The organism is Azohydromonas aeria, from assembly GCF_009760915.1.
In the GTDB taxonomy this organism is placed as follows: Bacteria; Pseudomonadota; Gammaproteobacteria; order Burkholderiales; family Burkholderiaceae_C; genus Azohydromonas; species Azohydromonas aeria.
Window position 1 is genome coordinate 42,847 of sequence record NZ_VIDQ01000035.1, and the last position, 21,328, is coordinate 64,174.

Annotated in this window: 19 protein-coding genes; 15 read left to right on the forward strand and 4 right to left on the reverse strand. The window is 67.3% G+C overall.

Features of this window, described 5'->3' with window-relative positions; translation table 11 throughout:
• The first annotated feature begins 19 nt into the window (after positions 1–19).
• The 14 genes from FJ694_RS19805 (at position 20) to FJ694_RS19870 (ending at position 14,773) form a co-directional block, all read left to right on the forward strand.
• A complete protein-coding gene (locus tag FJ694_RS19805; RefSeq protein WP_157269049.1) occupies positions 20–994 on the forward strand; it encodes a PDR/VanB family oxidoreductase in 975 nt (324 codons plus the stop codon).
• A complete protein-coding gene (locus FJ694_RS19810; protein ID WP_157269050.1) occupies positions 991–2,193 on the forward strand; it encodes a Gfo/Idh/MocA family oxidoreductase in 1,203 nt (400 codons plus the stop codon). Before FJ694_RS19805 ends, FJ694_RS19810 begins: the two co-directional genes overlap by 4 nt.
• An 11-nt stretch (positions 2,194–2,204) precedes the next feature.
• Positions 2,205–2,732, forward strand: a complete 528-nt coding sequence (locus FJ694_RS19815) for a MarR family winged helix-turn-helix transcriptional regulator (RefSeq protein WP_157269051.1) — start codon at positions 2,205–2,207, stop codon at positions 2,730–2,732.
• A gap of 54 nt (positions 2,733–2,786) precedes the next feature.
• A complete protein-coding gene (locus FJ694_RS19820; protein ID WP_232540134.1) occupies positions 2,787–3,752 on the forward strand; it encodes a LysR family transcriptional regulator in 966 nt (321 codons plus the stop codon).
• A 262-nt stretch (positions 3,753–4,014) separates the two neighbouring features.
• Positions 4,015–4,992: a Bug family tripartite tricarboxylate transporter substrate binding protein gene (locus FJ694_RS19825; protein WP_157269052.1), complete on the forward strand. Its 978-nt coding sequence runs from the start codon at positions 4,015–4,017 to the stop codon at positions 4,990–4,992.
• A 32-nt stretch (positions 4,993–5,024) separates the two neighbouring features.
• Entirely contained in the window at positions 5,025–5,549 is a 525-nt protein-coding gene (locus FJ694_RS19830; protein ID WP_157269053.1) for a cupin domain-containing protein, read from the forward strand.
• A 46-nt stretch (positions 5,550–5,595) separates the two neighbouring features.
• Positions 5,596–6,468: an amidohydrolase family protein gene (locus FJ694_RS19835; protein ID WP_232540135.1), complete on the forward strand. Its 873-nt coding sequence runs from the start codon at positions 5,596–5,598 to the stop codon at positions 6,466–6,468.
• Positions 6,469–6,535: 67 nt separating this feature from the next.
• The gene (locus FJ694_RS19840; RefSeq protein WP_157269054.1) at positions 6,536–7,537 is read left to right on the forward strand and encodes a Bug family tripartite tricarboxylate transporter substrate binding protein; all 1,002 of its coding nucleotides are present in this window, start codon (positions 6,536–6,538) and stop codon (positions 7,535–7,537) included.
• Positions 7,538–7,553: 16 nt separating this feature from the next.
• Positions 7,554–8,291 carry a maleate cis-trans isomerase family protein gene (locus FJ694_RS19845; RefSeq protein ID WP_157269055.1) on the forward strand — a complete coding sequence of 246 codons (738 nt, stop codon included), beginning with the start codon at positions 7,554–7,556 and terminating at the stop codon, positions 8,289–8,291.
• Between the two features lie 121 nt (positions 8,292–8,412).
• Positions 8,413–9,462 carry a tripartite tricarboxylate transporter substrate binding protein gene (locus tag FJ694_RS19850; RefSeq protein WP_232540136.1) on the forward strand — a complete coding sequence of 350 codons (1,050 nt, stop codon included), beginning with the start codon at positions 8,413–8,415 and terminating at the stop codon, positions 9,460–9,462.
• Positions 9,463–9,504: 42 nt separating this feature from the next.
• A complete protein-coding gene (locus FJ694_RS19855) occupies positions 9,505–11,301 on the forward strand; it encodes a thiamine pyrophosphate-binding protein (RefSeq protein ID WP_157269056.1) in 1,797 nt (598 codons plus the stop codon).
• Positions 11,298–12,827 (forward strand): aldehyde dehydrogenase family protein, encoded by a 1,530-nt coding sequence (locus FJ694_RS19860; protein ID WP_232540137.1) that lies wholly within the window; start codon positions 11,298–11,300, stop codon positions 12,825–12,827. The genes FJ694_RS19855 and FJ694_RS19860 overlap by 4 nt, the downstream gene beginning before the upstream one ends.
• A 54-nt stretch (positions 12,828–12,881) precedes the next feature.
• The gene (locus FJ694_RS19865; protein ID WP_198320911.1) at positions 12,882–14,255 is read left to right on the forward strand and encodes an aromatic ring-hydroxylating oxygenase subunit alpha; all 1,374 of its coding nucleotides are present in this window, start codon (positions 12,882–12,884) and stop codon (positions 14,253–14,255) included.
• Complete coding sequence (locus FJ694_RS19870; RefSeq protein ID WP_157269058.1) at positions 14,252–14,773, forward strand: aromatic-ring-hydroxylating dioxygenase subunit beta; 522 nt, start codon at positions 14,252–14,254, stop codon at positions 14,771–14,773. Before FJ694_RS19865 ends, FJ694_RS19870 begins: the two co-directional genes overlap by 4 nt.
• Before the next feature lie 243 nt (positions 14,774–15,016).
• Here the strand turns inward: FJ694_RS19870 and FJ694_RS19875 are convergent, their stop codons facing one another.
• From FJ694_RS19875 to pcaB, 4 genes are all read right to left on the reverse strand, one after another.
• The gene (locus FJ694_RS19875) at positions 15,017–16,531 is read right to left on the reverse strand and encodes a fumarate hydratase (RefSeq protein ID WP_157269059.1); all 1,515 of its coding nucleotides are present in this window, start codon (positions 16,529–16,531) and stop codon (positions 15,017–15,019) included.
• Between the two features lie 6 nt (positions 16,532–16,537).
• On the reverse strand, positions 16,538–17,512 hold the full coding sequence (locus FJ694_RS19880) for a Bug family tripartite tricarboxylate transporter substrate binding protein (RefSeq protein ID WP_157269060.1): 975 nt from the start codon (positions 17,510–17,512) through the stop codon (positions 16,538–16,540).
• Positions 17,513–17,637: 125 nt separating this feature from the next.
• Positions 17,638–19,047, reverse strand: a complete 1,410-nt coding sequence (locus FJ694_RS19885; RefSeq protein ID WP_198320912.1) for a cation:dicarboxylate symporter family transporter — start codon at positions 19,045–19,047, stop codon at positions 17,638–17,640.
• 28 nt (positions 19,048–19,075) lie between these two features.
• Entirely contained in the window at positions 19,076–20,452 is a 1,377-nt protein-coding gene (gene pcaB / locus FJ694_RS19890) for a 3-carboxy-cis,cis-muconate cycloisomerase (RefSeq protein ID WP_157269061.1), read from the reverse strand.
• A 130-nt stretch (positions 20,453–20,582) separates the two neighbouring features.
• On the opposite strand from pcaB, the gene FJ694_RS19895 reads away from it, so the two are divergent.
• Positions 20,583–21,314 carry a GntR family transcriptional regulator gene (locus FJ694_RS19895; protein WP_157269062.1) on the forward strand — a complete coding sequence of 244 codons (732 nt, stop codon included), beginning with the start codon at positions 20,583–20,585 and terminating at the stop codon, positions 21,312–21,314.
• The last annotated feature ends 14 nt before the right edge of the window (positions 21,315–21,328 follow it).

Below are 21,328 nucleotides of genomic sequence, written 5' to 3' on the forward strand. Positions count from 1 at the left end.
ACACAGGAAGGATCCGATCATGACCGCCATCCAGACCCACGCCGACACGCAGATGCCGCTGCGCATCGCCCGCATCACCGATGCCGCCGAAGGCATCCGCAGCTTCGAGCTGGTGCAGCCCGACGGCTCCGAGCTGCCGCCCTTCACGCCGGGCTCGCATGTGAAAGTGCAGGTGCCCAACGGGCTGCTGCGCAAGTACTCGCTGTGCAACGACCCGGCTGAGCGCCACCGCTACGTCATCACCGTCAAGCGCGACGCGCAGGGCCAGGGCGGCTCCATGAGCCTGTGCGACGAGGCCAAGGAGGGCGACACGCTGCCGACCTCGCTGCCGGACAACGCCTTCCCGCTGGTCGAGGACGCCAAGCGCCACATCTTCATTGCCGGCGGCATCGGCATCACGCCCATCCTGTCGATGATCCGCAGCTTCGGCGAACTGCCCCCGGCGCCGTGGAAGCTCTACTACCTTAGCCGCTCGCCCGAGACCACGGCGTTCCTGGAAGAGCTGGGCGCGCCCGAGTACAAGGGCAAGGTCGTGATCCACCATGACCATGGCGACCCGGCGAACTCGCTGGACCTCTGGCCGGTACTGGAGCGCCCCGCCCCGGGCGCCCACGTCTACTGCTGCGGTCCGCGCGGCCTGATGGACGCGGTGCGCGACATGGCCGGGCACTGGTCGAGCAAGAACGTGCATTTCGAAAGCTTCAACGAGGGCGGCGGCGTGCGCCCCGACGACAAGCCCTTCACCGTCACGGTGGCCAAGACCGGACAGCACTTCGAGGTGCCCGTGGGCAAGACGATCCTCTCGGTGCTGCGCGATCATGGTTGCAACGTGCCGTCCTCCTGCGAGAGCGGCACCTGCGGCACTTGCCGCACCAAGCTGGTCTCAGGCGAGGCGGACCACCGCGACATGGTGCTCATGCCCGAGGAACTGGAAAGCCAGATCATGATCTGCGTCTCCCGCTGCAAGGGCGGCGAACTGGTGATCGACCTGTGAGCACGCAGCCCGCTCGCAAGCTCCGGCTGGGGGTGGCAGGCCTGGGCCGCGCCTTCTCGCTGATGCTGCCCACCTTCCTGGCCGATGACCGCATCGAGCTGGCCGCGGCCTGCGACCCGCGCGAGGCTGCGCGCGCGCAGTTCGCGCAGGACTTCCAGGCCCCGGTGTTCGAGGACGTCGAGGCCCTGGCGGCGCACTCCGCTGTGGACGCCATCTACATTGCCAGTCCGCACCAGTTCCACGCCGCGCACACCCGCATTGCGGCAGCCCATGGCAAGCACGTGCTGGTCGAGAAGCCCATGGCCATCACGCTGCCCGAGTGCGACGACATGGTGCAGGCCTGCGTCCAAGCTGGCGTGCACCTCATCGTCGGGCACTGCCACAGCTTCGACACGCCTTACCTGATCGCACGGAAAATGATCGACGCCGGCGGGCTGGGCCGGGTGCGCATGATCCAGGCGCTGAACTACACGGACTTCCTCTACCGGCCGCGCCGGCCGGAAGAGCTTCAAACCGAGGCCGGCGGCGGCGTGGTATTCAGCCAGGCGGCGCACCAGGTGGACGTGGTACGGCTGCTGGCCGGCAGCCGCGCCACGCGGGTGCGCGCCGTGATGGGCCAGTGGGATCCGGCACGGCCCACCGAAGGGGCCTACACCGCCCTGCTGTGGTTCGAGGACGGCGCCTTTGCCAGCCTGACCTACAGCGGCTATGGCCGCTTCGACAGCGACGAGTGGTGCGGCTGGACTGGGGAAATGGGCAGCCCCAAGGATCGTGGAACCTACGGCCAGGCCCGGCGCAAGCTTGCGAGCGTGGTGTCGGCCGAGGAGGAGGCACGGCTCAAGGCGGCCGCGACCTACGGCGGCCCGGCCTGGAAGCCGCCGGCACCCGGCACTGCAGCACCGGCGCACCAGCATTTCGGGCCGGTGATCGTGAGCTGCGAGCACGGTGACCTGCGCCCCATGCCCGACGCCGTCTGGGTCTACGGCGACACCCGCCGCGAGCGCATCGAACTGCCGGCACCCGCGGTGCCCCGCTTCGAGGTGATCGACGAGTTGGTGGACGCGGTGCTGCACGGCGCCAAGCCGCTGCACGACGGGCCGTGGGCGCGGGCCACGCTGGAGATCTGCCTGGCGCTGCTGGCCTCGGCCCGGGAAGGCCGCGACGTGGAACTGAGCCGCCAGGTGGGTTTGCGAGAATGAGCGCCTTGCCCATGCCTGCTGTCGCTACCGTGCCCAAAGCCCCTGCCCCCAGAGACACCGAAGCCGCCAGCCGGATCCTGCGCCACTGGCGCGAAGCCATGCCGCAGGACCGCATGGCGCACCTGGTCAAGGACGCCACGCGCTCGTTCCTGCGCGCGCTGCAGCAGCGCCTGGCGCGCCATGACGTGGCCCTGGGGCACTGGACCTTCCTGCGCATCCTGTGGGAGCGCGATGGCCTGACCAAGCGCGAGCTCAGCATCGAGGCCGGTGTGGCCGAGCCCACGACGTTCACGGCATTGCGCGCCATGGAGACGCTGGGCTATGTCCGGCTGGAGCAGCGCCCTGACAACCGCAAGAACGTCTACGTGTTCCTGACGCTGGAAGGGCGCAAGCTCAAGCGGCAGCTGGTGCCCCTGGCCGAGGAGGTGAATGCCATTGCGACCCGAGGCGTGCCCGAGGTCGACGTGGCCACCGCGCGGCGCGTCCTGCTGTTGATGATTAACAACTTGGCACAGGAAGAGGACAACCAGCGTCCCTGATTGACGCCCGGCCGTCTGTCCCTCCGGGGCTCTGGCATCCAGGGCCGCAATTCCTTGCCCCTCTCGTTCGCGGGCGAGAGCCGAACGTACACGCGTGCAAGAGCCATGAACCTCTACGAAGAAGACCTGAACCTGCTTCTCGTCTTTGAGGCGATGCTTGAAACCCGCAGCGTATCCAAGGCCAGCGAACGGCTCGACATCAGCCAGCCCTCGATGAGCAACGCGCTGGCCAAGCTGCGCAAGGCCTTCGACGACCCGATGTTCATTCGGGTGAAGAACACGATGGAGCCCACGCCGCGGGCACTGAGCATCGCCGAGCCCGTCAGGCAGATCCTGGCGCGCACACGCCTGGAGGTTTTCCAGCGGCACACGTTCAACGCAGCGCAGTCGAACCAGACCTTCACGCTGTGCATGACCGACCTGGCACAGGCTGCTTACCTTCCACGGATCATCAACGCCATGCGGGCCGAGGCGCCGAACGCGAAACTGCGGGCCATGTCACCCATTGCGGAGCGCGTAGAGGAAGGCCTGGAGTCGGGGACCGTGGACCTGGCTGTGGGCTACTTCCCGGACATCAACGAGGCCGGCGTCTTCCAGCAGCGACTGCTGCGCAACAGCGGCTTCAGCTGCATCGTCAATCGACACAACCCGCATCTCGAGGACGGCTGGCTCACCGCCACGTCCTTTGCACGCGCACCCCATGTCGCCATCCGCACCGAGGGCCGCAGCCACGAGGTGATCGACATGAAGATGGCCGAGCTCGGCGTTCACCGTAACGTCGTCGTCACGGTCCCCAACTTCCTGGGCTTGCTGAGCATCATTCCGCAAACCGAGCTCATGGCCATCATCCCGAACGACCTGGCACGGATGTGCCAGCGGCAAGAGGCCATCGAGGTCCACCCCCTGCCCTTCGAAAGCCCGACCGTGGCCGTTACCCAGGTCTGGCACCGGCGCTACGACCAGGATGCCGCCAACAAGTGGCTGCGCGCCCTGGTCAAGCGCTGCCTGGGCGAGCTCTGACCGGGCATCGCCCCGGCATAGCTGCCTGGGCAACGGTATTTCCTCCTGCATCTCTCCAGCCGCTGGCGGACCACGGTTGGCGTCGCGGCTCGCCTATCGGGCCGGGCTATAGGGAAAACCAGCGCGACATTCGTTTTTCCGATACGGCGAATAGCCGTGGACGCGTTGAGTCGCCTGCATGGGTTGACCAGAATCAACTCCAACAAGCGGTGCTTGTGGCAGCGATTCACGGCACCGAGACATGACCCAGGAGACTTTCACCATGCAGACCACCAAGGGCGCGGTTGCGCTGGCCATTTCGCTGTCATGCGTCGGCATCGTGGCCAGTGCGCAGGCGCAGGGTTCTCGCGACTATCCGAGCAAGCCGGTCAGGCTTGTCGTGCCTTTCCCGGCGGGCGGCCCCACCGATCTGCTGGCCCGCGTCGTCAGCCAGCGCATGGGCGAGTCGATGCGGCAGACGATCGTCGTGGACAACAAGCCCGGAGGCAACACGATCATCGGTGCCGATGCCGTTGCCAAGGCACCGGCTGACGGCTACACGCTGCTGATGGCGGTGGACAACACGCTGGTGATGAACCAGTACCTGTACTCCAAGCTGCCCTACGACCCGGTCAAGGACTTCGAACCCATCGGCAAGGTGGCCGTGTCGCCGTTGTTGGTGGTCACAAACCAGGCTGGGCCGAAATCCATGCAGGAGTTGGTGGCACAAGCGAAAGCGGCGCCGGCCAAGGTCACTTACGGCTTCGGCACCTTCACCACGCAGCTTTCCGGAGAACTGCTCAAGCGCACGCTGGGCAAGGACGTGGTTTCGGTGCCCTACAAGGGCAGCTCGGGCACGACGCAAGGGCTGCTGTCCAACGACGTGACCTTCACGATCGACGGCATCACTTCGGCGCTGCCGCACATCGAGAAGGGCACGCTGCGCCCTCTGGCCCGCCTGAGCTCCAAGTCGATCCCCGCACTGGCGAGCGTGCCAACGCTGGCCGACGCTGGCGTCAAGGTCCCGGACATCGACGTGTGGATGGCATTGCTGGCGCCCAAGGGCACGCCCGCCGACATCGTCGCCAGGCTCAACCGCGAGCTGGTGCAGGCCCTGCAGGCCAAGGACGTGCAGGAAAAGCTCCAGAGCGCCGGCCTGCTGGCCGATCCCAGTTCACCGCAAGCGCTGCGCAGCTTCATGGCGTCGGAAGCCGCTCGCTGGCGCCCAGTCATCGAAGAGGCCGGCATCAAGGTCGACTGACCTTTCACTCCTCCACATCAAAAGGCAACACCATGAGCACTACCACGGAATCCCAGACCTTTGCGCCCATCGTCAACAGCGCCGCCGAATGGCGCGACGAGATGCAGCGCCTGTCCCGCCCCGGGCAACCCAGCTTCTTCCATATCCGGGCCAAGCTGCCCCAGCAGGGACGAACCAACCAGGTGCTGGGGGCGTCGCGCTACATGAACGTTGTGCTCAAGACCTACGCCAGCGGCGGGGAGAACGAGATCCACGCCCACTCCAACGAGGACCACGTCTTCGTCATCCTGCAGGGTGGTGCCGTGTTCCACGGACCCCGCGGTGAGACGCGCGAGGTGGGCAAGAACGACTGCGTGCTGCTGCCGGCCAACACCTTCTACTGGTTCCAGGCCAAGGAAGACATGGAGCCGCTGGTGATGCTGCGCATCGGCGCGCACATCGACCCCGACAGCGATGTGCTGGCGCGAATCGGACTCGACGGTGCGCCGTTCGATGGCTACTCCGAGAAGAACAAGGAAGTGCCGGTGGTCCTGCACGAGGACCGCATCTTCGAGTAAGCCACTGCCCACGGCCCCCATTCCACGTTCATTGCAGAAGCCGACCATGATTCCGCTGTGCCAGCCTCCCGACCCCTCGCCCCGCCAGCCCAAGCTGGTCTGCCCGCCCGGGACGACCGACTGCCACGTGCACGTCTACGGTCCGGCCGATCGGTATCCCGTGGCACCCACGCGCTCGTTCGACGTGCCCGAGGCCCTGCCCGCCTCGCTGCGCAAGCTGCACGACATCCTGGGTGTCGAGCGCCTGGTGCTGGTGCAGCCCAGTGGCTACGGCACCGATAACCGGCGCCATCTCGATGCGGTGGCCGAGATGGGCCGGCCGGCGCGGGTCATCGCAGCCTTGCGTGCCGATGTCCCGGACGCCGAACTGGACCGCATGCACGAAGCCGGCGTGCGCGGCGTGCGCTACAACATCGGCCACGCGGGAGCGGTGCCGCTGGCCGAAATGCCCATCCTGGCCGCGCGCGTCGCGCGGCTGGGCTGGCATGTGCAGTTGCACGTCATGGACGACCAGGGGCGCGCCCCGCTGGCCGAAATGGAATCGACCCTGCGCGGGCTGCCCACCGACGTGGTGATCGACCACATGGGATCCCTGCGGCCGGGTAACGGCCTGGGGCAGCCCGGCTTCCAGGCCCTGCTGCGGCTGGTGAACACGGGACGCTGCTGGGTCAAGCTTTCCTGCGGGTACCGCATGTCGGACTTGCCGCCCCCCTACGAGGACATGGTGCCCTACGTCCAGGCGCTGCTTGCGGCACGCCCCGACCGCCTGGTCTGGGCCAGCGACTGGCCCCACGTTTCGTTCAATGGACAGATGCCCAACACCACGGATCTGCTCGACCAGATGCTGACCTGGGTCCCGGACGAGCAGCAGCGCCAGCAGATCCTCGTGCGCAATCCGGAAGTGCTGTACGGCTTCTAGAACACGCGCTCACAAAGCACCGCGCCGGCTCCATGGCTGGCGCAAGGGCCTACCCACAGGAGACTACATGCACACCGTCCGACCGCTGCGCGGCGCTGCCCGGCGCACCGTGCTGCTCGCATCCGTGCTGACCGCCATCGGCCTGGTCTCGGGGGCGCATGCGCAACCGTCGCCCGCCTATCCCACAAAGCCGGTGCGGCTCGTCATCCCGTTTCCTGCCGGTGGGCCGGCCGACGTGCTGGGTCGCGCCATCGCACAGCGCCTGGCCGAGAAGTGGGGCCAGCCCGTGGTCGTGGACAACAAGGGCGGGGCCAACACCCTGATCGCCGCGCAGGAGGTGGCGCATGCCGCACCCGACGGCTACACGCTGTTCATGCCGCTGGATTCGACGTACACCATGAATCCGGCGCTCTATACGCGGCTGCCCTACGACCCGATCAAGGACTTCGCCTCGATTTCGATTGTCGCGAAGCAGTCGCTCGTGGTCACGGCCACCGACAAGACGCCCTTCAAGTCCGTGGCTGACGTGGTGGCCGCGGCCAAGGCCAGCCCCGGCAGCATCAACTACGGATCGAGCACGACGTCGACGCAGCTGGCGGGCGAGCTGTTCACGCGACAGACCGGCACGAAGCTGGTTCACGTGCCGTACCGGGGTGCCTCTGAAGTGATCAAGGGCATGCTCTCCGGAGACATCCAGGTCGCCTTCGACGGGATCGCCTCCAACGTGCCGCACATCAAGACCGGAAAGGTCCGTGCGCTGGCCACGACGGGGCCGACGCGTTCGGCCGCACTGCCGGACGTCCCGACGCTGGCGGAAGCCGGACTCCAGGGCTATGAGCTCGTGATGTGGAATGCGCTGTCCGCGCCTGCCGGCACGCCCAGGCCCGTCATCGACAAGATCAACAAGGACGTGGTCGAAGTGGTGAGCCGGCAGGACATCAAGGATCAGCTCAAGGTCTTCGGGTTCGAGATGGCCGGCACGACACCGGAGGAGATGAACGAGACGATCCGCAAGGAGACGGCCAAGTACGCACCCCTGATCAAGGAACTTGGCCTGAAGTTGAATTGAGCTGGGCGAGGCCGCAATGAAACCACTTCTGTTGGACTACGGGTCGCGCGGCCGGGTGGGACTGCTGTTGCCTTCCGTGAACCGGGCCGCCGAGCCGCAACTGCGGGCGATGCTGCCGCAGAGCATCGGCATCGCCGTCACGAGGTTGAAGTTGGTGGACAGCTCTGAAGAGGCGTTGCTGGGCATGGCGCGGGACGTCGAGCCAGCTTCCGCGCTGCTTGCGGACGCCGGTGTCGATCTCATCGTGTTCCATTGCACTGCGGTCTCGACCTACAGCGCCGAACTGGAGGCCTCGATCCTGGAGCGCATCAAGGGCGCAACGGGGCTCCCTGCCGTTGCGACGTCACAGGCCCTGGTAGGCGCACTGCATGCGCTGCAGGCTCGCCAGGTGATGATGCTTTCGCCCTACACGGCTGCGGTGAACGAGCGCGAGGCCGCCTTCTTCAAGCTCAGGGGGTTCGAGGTCCTGGGCAATGCCGGGCTGGACTGCAGCACAGGCCGCGAGATGATGGCCATCACGCCCGAGGCATGGCAGTCGTTTGCACTGGCCAACGCCCGCTCCGAGGCAGACGCCTACGTCTTGAGTTGCACGACCGTCAGGACCGCCGAAGCCGTCAGGCCGCTGGAACAGGCCTTGGGCCGCCCGGTCGTCACCAGCAACACGGCGGTGGCCTGGTACTGCATGCGCAGGTTTGCAGTGACCGATGGTGTGCCGGGATTCGGCACTCTGCTGTCCCGCAACGAATCCCGGTGAGCCATGGCCGCTGCACTGCGCTCGCTGCGCTGGCCGTGGGCGATGCGGCGGGTGCATTGTGGCGAATCGCTGATCGGAGCTCCAAGCTCCAGCAGCATCTATTGCGCGCTTTGCCTACCGCATGGTTAAGCAAGCGCCTTTTTCCCTTGGCCACACCACGGCTGACCTTTCCTACAACACCGCTGGAGACATGATGAAGCTACCCCGTCGATTTGCCCTGGCTGCCTTGGGGACGGCCGCAATGGCCGCAGCAGTACCCAGTCTCGCCCAAACCGCAGCCGCCAAGCAGGTTCGCATCGTGGTGCCCTTCACGGCCGGGGGAAGCAACGATGTGCTGGCGCGCGTGCTGGCACAAAAGCTCGGGGAGATCTGGGGCCAGACCGTGATCGTGGAGAACAAGGCAGGTGCCTCGGGCAACATCGGCGCGGAGTTCGTGGCCAAGTCGCCTGCGGATGGCACGACGCTGCTGATCGCCGCGAACAACGTGATGTCGATGAATGCGGCGCTGTACTCCAGGATGCCGATCAACCCGCAAAAGGACCTTGATCCCGTCTCGTTGCTCGGCACGGTGCCCGTCGTGCTTGTCGTGCGCTCCACGCTCGACGTCAAGAGCCTTCAGGAACTCATTGCGCTGGCGCGCAGCAAGCCCGGTGGCCTGTCCTATGCGTCGTCCGGGGTCGGAACGCCCCAGCACCTCTCGGCCGAGCTTTTCAAGTCCATGACGAAGACGGACATCGTGCACGTGCCGTACAAGGGCGCAGCCCCGGCCATCACCGACCTCATTGGCGGACAGGTCGACCTGATGTTTGGCGCCATCAACTCCCTCTTGCCGCACTTGCGCAGCGGCAAGCTCAAGGCACTGGCCGTGGCGGGGACCAAGCGCGTGCGTGCGCTGCCGGACGTGCCTACCGTTGCTGAAGCCGGCGTGCCCGGCTACGAAAGCGACATCTGGCTCGGCTTGGCGGCTCCAGCGCGCACACCTGGCGATGTCATCGAGCGCATCAACCGGGATGTGCGCAAGGTCATGGCCATGCCAGACGTCGTCGAGAAGCTGGCCGAGCAGGGCATCGAGCCGCTGACCAGTTCGCCCACCGAAATGAGCAAGCTGGTGGCCTCTGACTTCGCCCGCTGGAGCAAGGTCATCAAGGATGCCGGTATTCGTGCGGACTGAAGTGCGCAACACCACTCGCCCCTTCCACCAACGAGCGCTTCCATGAACAACCCATCCGATGCGGCCGTGCGCCGCGACATGCCGGTACCGTCGCAGCCAAGCAACGAACTCTGGGCCAGCGATTCGATCGCCGCGATGATCCGGGCGCTGGACATCCCCTATGTGGTCCTCAACCCCGGCTCCAGTTTCCGCGGCCTGCACGACAGCCTGGTGAACCACCTCGGCAACGAGCGCCCGCAGATGCTGGTGGTGCTGCATGAGGAGCATGCAGTGGCGATTGCGCACGGGTATGCCAAGGTCGCGAGCCGACCGCTGGCCGCGTTCGTGCACAGCAACGTGGGGCTGATGCATGCGTCCATGGCTATCTACAACGCCTGGGCCGACCGTGTGCCCGTCATCGTGCTCGGGGCCACCGGTCCGGTGGACGCTGCCAAGCGCAGGCCGTGGATCGACTGGCTGCACACGGCGCAGGACCAGGGTGCGCTGGTGCGCCACTTCATCAAGTGGGACGCGCAGCCCGCGTCGGTGGGAGCATCGCACGAGGCGCTGCTCAGGGCTCGCCAGATCGCCACGACGGCACCACAAGGGCCGGTCTACGTCTGCTTCGACGCGACGCTGCAGGAGACCCGGCTGTCGTCGGTGCCCGAGCTGCCCGATCCGAAGCGTTACCTGGCGCCGCCACCGGCACGCCCGGCCCAGGAGCTCATCGATCAGGCCGCGCAATGGCTCATGCAGGCCCAGCGGCCCGTCATCCTCATGGGCCGAGTGTCGCGCGACAAGGAGGCTTGGGAGGAGCGCGTGGCGCTGGCCGAAGCGCTCGGCGCCAGAGTGCTCACGGATCTGAAGCTGGGTGCGGCCTTCCCGACCGCGCATGAGCTGCATGCGGCCCCGCCCGGGTTCTTCTTGTCCGATGCCTCTGCCGCAGTGCTGCGCGACGCCGACGTGGTACTCAGCTTGGACTGGTGGGATCTGGGTGGCACGCTCAAGGCGGCCTGGGGCAGCCAGCCGGTGCAAAGCCGTGTCATCCAGGTGTCCGTGGACCACTACAGCCACAACGGCTGGAGCCAGGACCACCAGGGCCTGCCACCGGTGGACCTGTTCCTGCTTTCGGAGCCCGAACCCACGGTCCGGCTGCTGAACCAGGCCATCCGGCCGCGCAGCGGCCAGCACCCGTCGCCCTCACCCAAGGTGAAAGCCGCCGCACCGGCCGGGGATGGCACGATCAGCATTGCCATGATGGCCGAGGCGCTCAAGCGCGCCACCAGCGGCTGCCAACCCTGCCTGATCCGCCTGCCCCTGGGCTGGTCCGGCGACATGTGGGATTTCGAGGATCCTCTGGACTACCTGGGCTACGACGGTGGCGGCGGCATCGGCTCCGGGCCTGGGATGGCGGTTGGAGCCGCCTTGGCGCTCAAGGGCAGTAACCGCCTGCCGGTGGCCGTGATCGGCGACGGCGACTACATGATGGGCGTAAGCGCCTTCTGGACCGCGGCCAACGCTGGCATACCGTTGTTGACCGTGGTCTGCAACAACCGCTCCTTCTTCAACGACGAGCTGCACCAGGAGCGCGTGGCCCGAGACCGCAACCGTCCCGTGGAGAACCGCTGGATCGGCCAGCGCATCTCCGATCCGGAGCCGGATCTGGCCACCATTGCCCGCGGCCAGGGGCTCCTGGGCATCGGACCGGTGGCGCGCCCGGACGAGCTGGATGCCGCCATGGCGCCCGCCGTGGAGGCGGTGCGCGGCGGTGCCTGCGTCGTGCTCGACGTGCACGTGACGCCGGGGTACAGCCCCTCCATGTCCTCAGGCATGACCCGCTCGCAGGAAGACGACCAATGACCACACCAGAAATCGCCAACATGGACGTTGCACGACCCACTGTCCCTGACAGCCAGGACCTGAGCGCATTGGTGCCCGAGCTGCTGCCGCACTCCAGCGGGTTGTATTGGGGTGGTCAATGGCACGACTCGGATGCGGGCCGAACACTGCAGAGCATCAACCCGTCCACGGGACAGTTGCTTGCCGAGGTCGCGCAAGCCGACGATGCCGCCGTCGATGCCGCGGTGCAAGCCGCCAACCAGGCGCTCGCATCCTGGGCACGCACGCCGCCGCTGGAGCGCGCGCGCTGCCTGCGTGAAGCTGCGCATCGCATCCGCTCGCATGCCCGTGACCTGGCGCTGATCGACGCCGCCGACTGCGGCAATCCCGTCAAGGCGATGCTCGCTGACGCAGAGATAGCCGCCACACAACTGGAGTATTTCGCCGGCCTGGTGCTGGAAGTCAAGGGCGAAACCATTCCGACGGCCAACGGCTCGCTCAACTACACGCTGCGCGAACCGGTCGGGGTCGTGGCCCGCATCTTCCCGTTCAACCACCCGTTCATGTTTGCCGCCGGCAAGATCGCCGCGCCGCTGGCCGCGGGCAACACGGTGGTCATCAAGCCGCCCGAGCAGGCACCGCTGTCCACGATTCGCCTGATGGAGCTGCTGCACGGCGTCTTCCCGCCTGGAGTGCTCAATTGCGCGACCGGTGGCCGCGAGACGGGTGCTGCGCTCGTGCGGCACCCGGACGTTGCTGCCGTGGCGCTCATCGGCAGCGTGGGTGCCGGCAAGGCCGTGCTGCGCGGCGCCGCCGACACCATGAAGCGCTCGCTGCTGGAGCTCGGCGGCAAGAACGCGATGATCGTGTTTCCCGACGCCGACTTCGAACGTGCGGTCGATGGCGCCGTGCGGGGCATGAACTTCACCTGGTGCGGCCAGTCCTGCGGCTCCACCAGCCGGCTCTTCGTGCATGCATCGATCCATGACCGCTTCGTGCAGGCGCTCGTGGAGCGGTTGAAGCAGCGGCACACGCCGGGCATCGCGACCGATCTGCGCACCACCATGGGTGCCTTGATCAACCAAACCCAGTACGAGCGCACGCTGGGCTTCATCGACTCTGCCCGGCGCGAGGGCGCGGAGTTGGCGCATGGCGGACAGCACCCGGCGGACCCGCGTCTGGCCCAGGGCTTCTTCATCGAACCGACGGTCTTCGCCGGCGTGACACCACGGCACACGATCGCGCGGGAAGAAATCTTCGGTCCCGTGCTGTCGGTCCTGAGTTGGCACGATGAGCAGGAAATGCTCCAGGCCGTCAACGGCGTCGAGTACGGCCTCACGGGTTCGGTGTGGACGCGAGACCTGTTGACCGCACACCGCATGGCCGCGGCGCTGCAGGCCGGCTACGTCTGGATCAACGACTGCTCCCAGCACTTCCTTGGTGCGCCTTTCGGCGGCTACAAGAACTCGGGGATGGGCCGGGAGGAGTCGAAGGACGAGCTGTTCGAGTTCACGCAGACCAAGAACGTCAACGTGTGGATGGGTTGAGCCTGCCCTTCCGAAATGTCAGGCGCGCATCAAAGCACTGAGGAGACAAGCAACATGCACGACGACTGGGTTGCCGCCTACGTCGATGACCGGCCGGCAGACGGAGCGTTCAGGGTGCACGCCAGCATCTATTCCGATGCGAAGCTGTTCGAGCGTGAGCAGCGGCACATCTTCGAGAAGACCTGGATATTCCTGGGGCTGGAATCACAGCTGGCGAAACCGCATGACTTCGTCACTGGCCATATCGGCCGCACGCCTGTGCTCGTGACACGCGACGATACCGGCGTGGTTCGCGGCTTCATCAACGCCTGCAGGCACAAGGGAGCGCTGCTGAGCCGCCTGGACACCGGCCACCGGCGCCACCACGTCTGTCCCTATCACGGCTGGGCCTACGACTCATCGGGCCGCAACGTGCAGGTCAAGGATGCCGAGCACGGGGCCTACACCCGGGCCTTCGACCAGGATTCGCACGACCTGCTGCCGCTGCCCCGGCTGGAGCAGTACAAGGGGCTGATCTTCGGCAGCCTCAACCCTGGTGTTCCACCCCTGGAGGAGTTCCTGGGAGCCGTGCGGCCCCTGCTGGACCTGGCGCTGGAGCAAGGCGAGCGTGGCATGGAGTTCGTTCCCGGTCGCTCCATCTACACCTTCCGTGGCAACTGGAAGCTGCAGATGGACAACGGCCTGGACTTCTACCACCTCACGTCCACGCACGCCGCCTTCATGGAAGTCGTGCAGCGGCGCGAGGCGCAGAACGCGGGGCACACGGATGCCAAGCAATTCGACTGGAGCCAGCGCCTCAAGCAGCAAGGCGGCTCCTTTGTCTTTCCCAACGGGCATGCCGCGATCTGGCTGGACCAGCCCCAGCCGGAGAAGCGCCCGCTCTACCCGGAGCTCGATCGCCTGGTGCAGCGCGTGGGCGCCACGCGTGCGCAGTGGATGCTCAAGCTGCGCAATGTCAACGTCTTTCCGAACCTGCAGATCGCCGACTCGACCTCATTGATCCTGCGCACCTTCCGCCCGCTGGCGCCGGATCTCACGGAGATGCGCGTGTACTGCATGGCGCCCATTGGCGAGTCGGACACGCAGCGGGCATGGCGGCTGCGCCAGTTCGAGGACTTCTTCAATCCCAGCGGCTTCGCAACCTCCGACGACACCGTCATCTACGAGGATTGCCAGCAGGGCAACCAGCCCGAGCTGGGCTACCTGCAGGGTTTTGCGCGTGGCATGGCGGCCCTGCAGCCCGGTGCCAATGCCGAGGCCAGGTCACTGGGATTCCGGCCCACCCTCAGCGTCAAGGGCGGATTCCGGATGCAAAACGAGGTGTGCTTCCACAGCGCGTACCGTGAGTGGGCCCGCCTGATGCGTGTGGGCGAGGCGGGGCTCACGGCCCACGCGCATCCTGCGACTTCCGAGGAGAACCGGGCATGAGGCACGACGACGAGGATCTCGACAAGCTCGGACGGCTCCTGCTGGCGCAGGAAGCGGCCTGCCTGGACGAGCGCCGCTGGGATGACTGGCTCAACCTCTACAGCGCGCAGTGCGAATACTGGGTGCCGATGTGGCGAACCGAGGAGAAACTGACCAGCGACCCGCAGCGCGAGCTCTCGCACATCTACTACGCCAGCCGCGCCGGCCTGGAAGACCGGGTCATGCGCATCCGCACGCAGCGCTCACCGTCGTCGGTGCCACTGCCGCGCACCGTGCATGTCATCGGCTACACGCTGCTGGAGCCCTCCCCCGGGCGCGAAGCGTCGGTCGACCGTTTCTCGATGCGCTCGGCCTGGACCTGCCATGTCTTTCTGCCCGCCGCGCGGCAGGCCCATGTCCTGTTCGGCCTTTCACAGTACGAGTTCAGGTTTGAAGACGACGCTTGGCGCATCGGCCGGCGCCGCACGCAATTGCAGAACGACTACATCCCGACGATGGTGGATATCTACTGTCTTTGACGATGCGAACGGAGCGTGCCTGGGCGGCTGATCCAGACCATGGATCGCATGGACCGTATCCGGCCAGACCGACCTGCCACCGTACGTTGAAGAAGCCGGCATCCCACTCAACGAGCCGCTTGTGCTTGGTGCGTGCCGCACCCGTTGGAAATTGAGCTTGCCTGGTGCTGCGACGGCCGCGCAGAAGCAGATGCGGCTGGAACGCCAATGACGTACACGAGCGCTGTCGCACCTGTTGATGGCTCAAGCCGGCTTGAGCCACACAGGCGTAGTCAGATGCCGGTAGATCGTCTCACCCGTGCTGTCCACGGCCACCGTCACCGGGAAGTCCGCCAGCTCGAACTCGTGGATGGCCTCCATGCCCAGGTCTTCGAAGGCCACGACCCGCGCGCTGCGGATCGCCTTGGACAGCAAGTAGGCCGCGCCGCCCGTGGCCGCGAGATACGCCGCGCCGTGGCGCACGATCGATGCCACGGCATCGGGCCCGCGCTCGGCCTTGCCGATCATGGCCAGCAGCCCCGTGTGCTGCAGCAACGGCTCCACGAACTTGTCCATGCGCGTGGCCGTGGTCGGCCCAGCCGGTCCGACCGCCTCGTCCCCCACCGCGTCCACCGGGCCGACGTAGTAGACGACGCGGCCGCGCAGCTCCACGGGCAGCGGCTCGCCGCGCTGCAGCAGGTCCACCAGGCGCTTGTGGGCCGCGTCGCGTGCGGTCAGCACCTTGCCCGACAGCAGCAGCGTCTGGCCGATGCGCCAGCGGGCGACGTCGGCCCGCTCCAGGCTGTCCAGGTTGACCCGCACGGCATCGGGCACGTCGAACCGGTCGGGGATGCCGTCCCACAGCGCCGGTGACGGCATCTCGATGCGGGCAGGTCCCGAGCCATCGAGCTTCAGCCGCAGGTAGCGCGTGGCGGCGCAGTTCGGGATCAGGGCCACGGGGATGGTGGCGGCGTGGCACGGCGCCGTCTTCAGCTTCACGTCCAGCACCGTGCTCAGGCCGCCGAGTCCCTGCGCGCCGATGCCCAGCCGGTTGACGCGCTCGTACAGGTCCAGCCGCAGCGCCTCCTCGGGATGGCCGGCGCCGCGGGCGCGCAGTTCCTGGATGTCGATCGGCTCGAACAGCGAGAGCTTGGCCAGCAGCATGGCCTGCTCTGGCGTGCCGCCGATGCCCAGCCCGAGGATGCCGGGCGGGCACCAGCCTGCCCCCATGCCGGGCAGTTGCTGCAGCACCCAGTCGGCGACGCTGTCGCTGGGATTGAGCGTGGCAAAGCGCGCCTTCACGTCGCCCCCGCCGCCCTTGGCGACGACGAGGACCTCCAGCTCGCTGCCCGCCACCAGCTCGCAGTGGACGACGGCCGGTGTGTTGTCGCGGGTGTTCAGGCGCCGTCCCAGCGGGTCGCTGACCATCGTGGCCCGCAGCGGGTTGGCGGGGTCGCAATAGGCGCGGCGCACCGCCTCGTCGGCGACCGCCTGCAGGCTGCGCGGCGGCGCGCCGTCACGGCGGAAGAGCTGCACGCCGCAACCCTTGCGCACGAAGACCTGCGCCACCCCGGTGTCCTGGCACAGCGGCCGCCGGCCGAGGGCGCTGAGGCGGCTGTTGACCAGCAGCTGCTCGATGGCCGCGCGGGCCGGCGGGTGCGTCTCCGCGGCGTGGGCACGGCGCAGCGCCTGCACGAAGTCCGCCGGATGGTGGTGGCTGACGAACTGCAGCGCCTCGGCGATGCTGCAGGCCAGGTCCTCCTGCGCGATGGCGGCCATGGCGGGTCAGTCCGCCTGGATGTTGGCATCGGCGGCGACCTTGCGCCAGCGCTCCACCTCGGCTGCCGTGTGCTGGGCGAAAGCCTGCGGCGCGTACTGGGCCTCGGGCAGCAGCTTGATGCCCTGGTCGGCCATCTTCTTCGTCCACTCCTTGTCGCCCATGGCCTTCATGTAGGCTTGGTGCATTTTCTGCACGACGTCCTTGGGCGTGCCCTTGGGCGCGTACAGGCCGTACCAGGTCGAGGCTTCGAAGCCGGGCAACGTCTTCTCGCCGAGCGTGGGCACGCCCGGGTATTGCGGCATGGGCGTGGGCGAGGTCAGCGCGATGGCGTTGAGCCGCCCGCCCGAGACCTGCGGCAACGCCGTGTTGGTCTGGTCGAACATGGCGTCCACCTGGCCGGCGATTAGGTCGTTCATCGCCGGCGCCACGCCCTTGTAGGGCACGGGCGTGACGTCGATGCCGGCCTTCGATTCGAACAGCGCGGCCACGAGGTGCGAGCTCGATCCCACGCCGGCGTTGCCGAAGTTGAGGTTGCCCGGCTTGGCCTTGGCCGCGGCGATCAGGTCGGCCGCGGTCTTGTAGGGTGAGCTCTTGGGCACCAGCAGCACCAGCGGCGTGTCCGGGAAGCGGAACACCGGGTCGAAGCTCTTGACCGGGTCGTAGGTGAGCTTCTTGTACAGCGCCGGCGCGGCGCCCATGTAGCCCAGGTGGCCGACCAGGAAGGTGTAGCCGTCGGGCGCGGCCTTGGCGGCCTTGCCCGCGCCGATGGTGCCGCCGGCGCCGCCGACGTTCTCGATGATGATCTGCTGGCCGATCTGCTTCGTGACCTTGTCGGCGATGTCGCGCGCCATGGCGTCGGTGGGGCCGCCGGCAGAGAAAGGCACGATCCAAGTGATGGGCTTGGCGGGCCAGGCCTGCGCCTGCACCAGCTGGGTGCCCAACAGCGCAGCGGCGGCGCAGGCGATCTTGAATGTCTTCATGGGTTGTCTCCTTGGGAAGTCATGGGGCTGACTGGCGGCACACGTGCGGCAGGTGCCGGCCAGGCGGGGTCAGTTCCGCATGAGCGCGGCACGCCGACTACTGGCATGCCGCGTGTCGCGGTGCTTCAGTGCGCGCGCGCCATCGGGATCCCCGTCGGATGCGGGTTGGCCTCGTTGGCGTCCTCGCCCAGCAGGTTGCCGTCGGCCAGGGCCTCATCGGCTTGGGCGGTCTGCGGGTAGCGCTCGGGGTAGAGGTGGCGCTCGGCGGCCTGGGCGTCGAAGGTCCGTGCCCACTTGGCCACCACGACGGTCGCCACGCTGTTGCCCACGGTGTTGCACAGTGCGATGGCCATGGACAGGAAGCGGTAGATGCCGAAGATCACCGCCAGCCCCTCGACGGGCAGGATGCCGGTGGAGGTGACCGTGGCGGCGAACACCACGAACGAGCCGCCCGAGACCGTGGCCGCGCCCTTGGAGGTCAGCAGCATCAGCAGCAGGATGCCGATCTGCTGGTCCAGCGACAGCGGCACGCCGTAGGCATGCGAGATGAACATCACACCCATCGACATGAACAGCGAGGTGCCGTCCAGGTTGAAGGCGTAGCCCGTGGGCAGCACCAGGCCGACGGTCTGCTTGGCGCAGCCCAGGCGCTCCAGCTTGATCAGCAGGCGCGGCAGCGCACTCTCCGACGACGCCGTGCCCAGCACGATCAGGATCTCGTCCTTGATGTAGCGCAGGAAGCGCCACAGGCTGAAGCCCGCGAGCCTGGCCACCAGCCCCAGCACCACGGCGATGAAAACCGCCACCAGCGCGTAGAAGCTCAGCACCAGCTGCGCCAGCGCGATGAGCACGGCCGTGCCGTTGCTGCCCACCGAGTAGGCGACGGCGCCGAAGGTGCCGATGGGTGCGAGCTTCATCACCAGGTTGATGAAGGAGAACAGTACCTCGGAGATCTGGTCCAGGCCGTTGTTGATGGACGCGCGGCGCTGCTCGGGTATGGCCAGGATGCCAATGCCCACCATCACCGCCAGCACCACCACCTGCAGCAGCTCGCCCTTGGCGAAGGCGCCCACGAAGTTGTCCGGCACGATGTGCGCCATGAACTCCAGGAAGCCCTGCGGCGCCGCGGCCTTGGCCGCCGCGGGCGCGGCGCCCGCGGCCACCGTGGTCATGCCCTGGCCGATCTGCAGCAGGTTGCCGGCGAACAGGCCCACCATCAGCGCGATGGTGGAGATCACCTCGAAGTAGACAATGGCGCGCCAGCCGACCCGGCCCGCGCTCTTGACGTCGCCGGCCGAGGCGATGCCGTGCACGATGGTGAGGAACACCAGCGGCGCGACGCCTGCCTTGATCAGCGACAGGAACATGTCGCCCAGCAGCTTCAGTTGCGAGGCGTACTTCGGAAACACGAAGCCGAACGCGATGCCCAGCACCAGCGACAGCAGCACCTGCATGCCGAGCTTGCGGTACCAGGGCAGCCGCTTCGCAGCCGGCGCAGGCGTGGCCGGCGCCACGTCGGTGGCGTGATCAGTCATGATGGAATCCTTGCTACGGAGACGGGGTTCAGGCGCCGGCCTGGGCCGACAGCGCCAGCGCGCGGTCCACCATCTGCGGCGCCAGGCCCAGGTAGTTGGCCGGGTCGGTCAGGCGGTCAATGGCGGCCCGGTCGAAGTGCTGCGTGACGGCCGGCAGCGCGGCCAGCGCGTCGGAGAGCGAGCAGCCGGTGTCGTTGGCGGTGCGGCAGGCGTCGTAGACCACGTCATGCGCCTGCTGGCGGCCGATGGCCGGCGCCAGGCCCATCATCACGGCCTCGGCCACGATCAGGCCACGGCTGATGCCGAGGTTGTGGCGCATGCGGTCGGTATCCACGATCAGACCGCCCAGCGCGAACTTGGCCTGGTGCAGCGCGCCCGCGGTGAGGATGAAGCTCTCGGGCATTGCGATCCACTCGGCGTGCCAGGGGCCGGTGGCGCGCTCGAAGTCCTGGATCATGGCGTCCACCATCAGCCCGGCGTGCTGGCGCACGGCCTTGGAGGCCGCCAGCATCAGCTCGCTGGAGATGGGGTTGCGCTTCTGCGGCATGGTGCTGCTGGCGCCCCGGCCCTTGACGAAGGGCTCGTAGACCTCGGCGTACTCGGTCGAGGCCATGATCATGATGTCCAGCGCGATCTTTCCCAGTGAGCCGGTGATGAGCGCCAGCAGGTTCACGGCCTCGGCGAAGCCGTCGCGCGCCACGTGCCAGGTGGTTGCGGGGACACCCAGGCCCAGTTCCTCGGCCAGCGCCTGCTGCACCTCGAAGCCCTTGGTGCCGAGCGACGCCAGCGTGCCCGCGGCGCCGGCGAACTCCACCACCAGCACGCGCTTCTTCAGCTCGGCCAGGCGCTCCTGGTGGCGGTCGAACATCGCCAGCCAGATCGCGGTCTTGTAGCCGAAGGTCACCGGCAGCGCCTGCTGCAGGTGGGTGCGGCCGGCCATGGGCGTGTCGCGGTGCTTCCTGGACAGGTCGGCCAGGATGCGGCGCAGCTCCGTGATGTCGGCATCGACCACGTCCAAGGCCTCGCGCACCTGCAGCACGTTGGCCGTGTCCATGATGTCCTGCGTGGTGGCGCCCCAGTGGATGTAGCGCCCGGCCTCGCCGCACATCTCCACCAGCTGGTGCACCAGCGGCAGGATGGGGTAGCCCACGATGTCGGTCTCGTGGCGCATGTGGTCGAAGTCGATGCGCTCCAGACGCGACTCGCGCGCGATCACCTCGGCCGCCTCTGCCGGAATGACGCCGCAGCGCGCCTCGGCGCGCGCCAGCGCCACTTCCACCTCGATGTAGCGCTGGATCAGCGCGCGGTCGGAAAACACGTCTCGCATGCGCTGCGTGCCGAAGGCATCACGGAACAGGATCGAGTCGACGACGGTGCTGGCGGCGGGAGCAAAGGAGGAGGTCATGTCGGGGTCTGCTGATATGTTGACAAACTTCGAACATATCTGTATGTTCGGACATATGAATGGTAATTTGTTCGAACATAATCGCCATGCGGGTAAACCCGCAGTGGTGACAAAGCAGGATTGGAGACTCATGAACAAGGCGCGACACACAGACTTGGCCCGCAACCTGGCCGAAGGCATTGCCGGGGGACGTTTTCCCGTCGGCTCGCTGTTGCCCACGGAATTCGAGCTGTGCGACCGCTATGGCGCGAGCCGCTACACGGTGCGCAAGGCGCTGGACGAGTTGCAGGAGCTGGGGCTGATCTCGCGGCGCAAGAACGTGGGCACGCGGGTGGAGGCCTCCAGGCCCACGCCGGGCTTCACGCAGTCCATCGCCACCGTGGATGAGCTCGCGCAGTTCGGCGCCACCCACGTGCGGCTGGTGAGGGATGTGCAGGAGATCGTGGCTGACCTGGCGCTGGCCAAGGAACTGGGCTGCCCGGGCGGCACGCGCTGGCTGCGCATCAGCAGCCAGCGCATGGACGGCGGCAAGAAGAGCCGCCCCATCGGCTGGACCGACGTCTATATCGACGCGTCGTACACCGACGTGCCGGCGCTGGTGCGCGAGTCGCCGCAGGAGCTCATCAGCTCGCTCATCGAGCGGCATTACGGCCGCCGCATCGCCTGCATCCAGCAGGAGGTCAACGCCATGAGCCTGCCGCGCGAACTGGCCGAGCCGATGATGGCCGAGGCCGGCTCGCCGGCACTCAAGATCGTGCGCCGCTACCTCGACTCGTCAGACGTGCCATTCGAGATCTCGGTCTCGGTCCACCCGGCCGACCGCTTCACGTTCTCCATGCAGATGAACCGGTCACGCGAGTGACCACAGCCCATGCT

Coding starts and splice junctions, on each gene's coding strand:
- FJ694_RS19805 (WP_157269049.1), top strand. CDS start 20: ATGACCGCCATCCAGACCCACGCCGACACGCAGATGCCGCTGCGCATC.
- FJ694_RS19815 (WP_157269051.1), top strand. CDS start 2,205: ATGCCTGCTGTCGCTACCGTGCCCAAAGCCCCTGCCCCCAGAGACACC.
- FJ694_RS19825 (WP_157269052.1), top strand. CDS start 4,015: ATGCAGACCACCAAGGGCGCGGTTGCGCTGGCCATTTCGCTGTCATGC.
- FJ694_RS19830 (WP_157269053.1), top strand. CDS start 5,025: ATGAGCACTACCACGGAATCCCAGACCTTTGCGCCCATCGTCAACAGC.
- FJ694_RS19835 (WP_232540135.1), top strand. CDS start 5,596: ATGATTCCGCTGTGCCAGCCTCCCGACCCCTCGCCCCGCCAGCCCAAG.
- FJ694_RS19840 (WP_157269054.1), top strand. CDS start 6,536: ATGCACACCGTCCGACCGCTGCGCGGCGCTGCCCGGCGCACCGTGCTG.
- FJ694_RS19845 (WP_157269055.1), top strand. CDS start 7,554: ATGAAACCACTTCTGTTGGACTACGGGTCGCGCGGCCGGGTGGGACTG.
- FJ694_RS19850 (WP_232540136.1), top strand. CDS start 8,413: ATGGTTAAGCAAGCGCCTTTTTCCCTTGGCCACACCACGGCTGACCTT.
- FJ694_RS19855 (WP_157269056.1), top strand. CDS start 9,505: ATGAACAACCCATCCGATGCGGCCGTGCGCCGCGACATGCCGGTACCG.
- FJ694_RS19860 (WP_232540137.1), top strand. CDS start 11,298: ATGACCACACCAGAAATCGCCAACATGGACGTTGCACGACCCACTGTC.
- FJ694_RS19865 (WP_198320911.1), top strand. CDS start 12,882: ATGCACGACGACTGGGTTGCCGCCTACGTCGATGACCGGCCGGCAGAC.
- FJ694_RS19870 (WP_157269058.1), top strand. CDS start 14,252: ATGAGGCACGACGACGAGGATCTCGACAAGCTCGGACGGCTCCTGCTG.
- FJ694_RS19875 (WP_157269059.1), bottom strand. CDS start 16,531: ATGGCCGCCATCGCGCAGGAGGACCTGGCCTGCAGCATCGCCGAGGCG.
- FJ694_RS19880 (WP_157269060.1), bottom strand. CDS start 17,512: ATGAAGACATTCAAGATCGCCTGCGCCGCCGCTGCGCTGTTGGGCACC.
- FJ694_RS19885 (WP_198320912.1), bottom strand. CDS start 19,047: ATGACTGATCACGCCACCGACGTGGCGCCGGCCACGCCTGCGCCGGCT.
- pcaB (WP_157269061.1), bottom strand. CDS start 20,452: ATGACCTCCTCCTTTGCTCCCGCCGCCAGCACCGTCGTCGACTCGATC.
- FJ694_RS19895 (WP_157269062.1), top strand. CDS start 20,583: ATGAACAAGGCGCGACACACAGACTTGGCCCGCAACCTGGCCGAAGGC.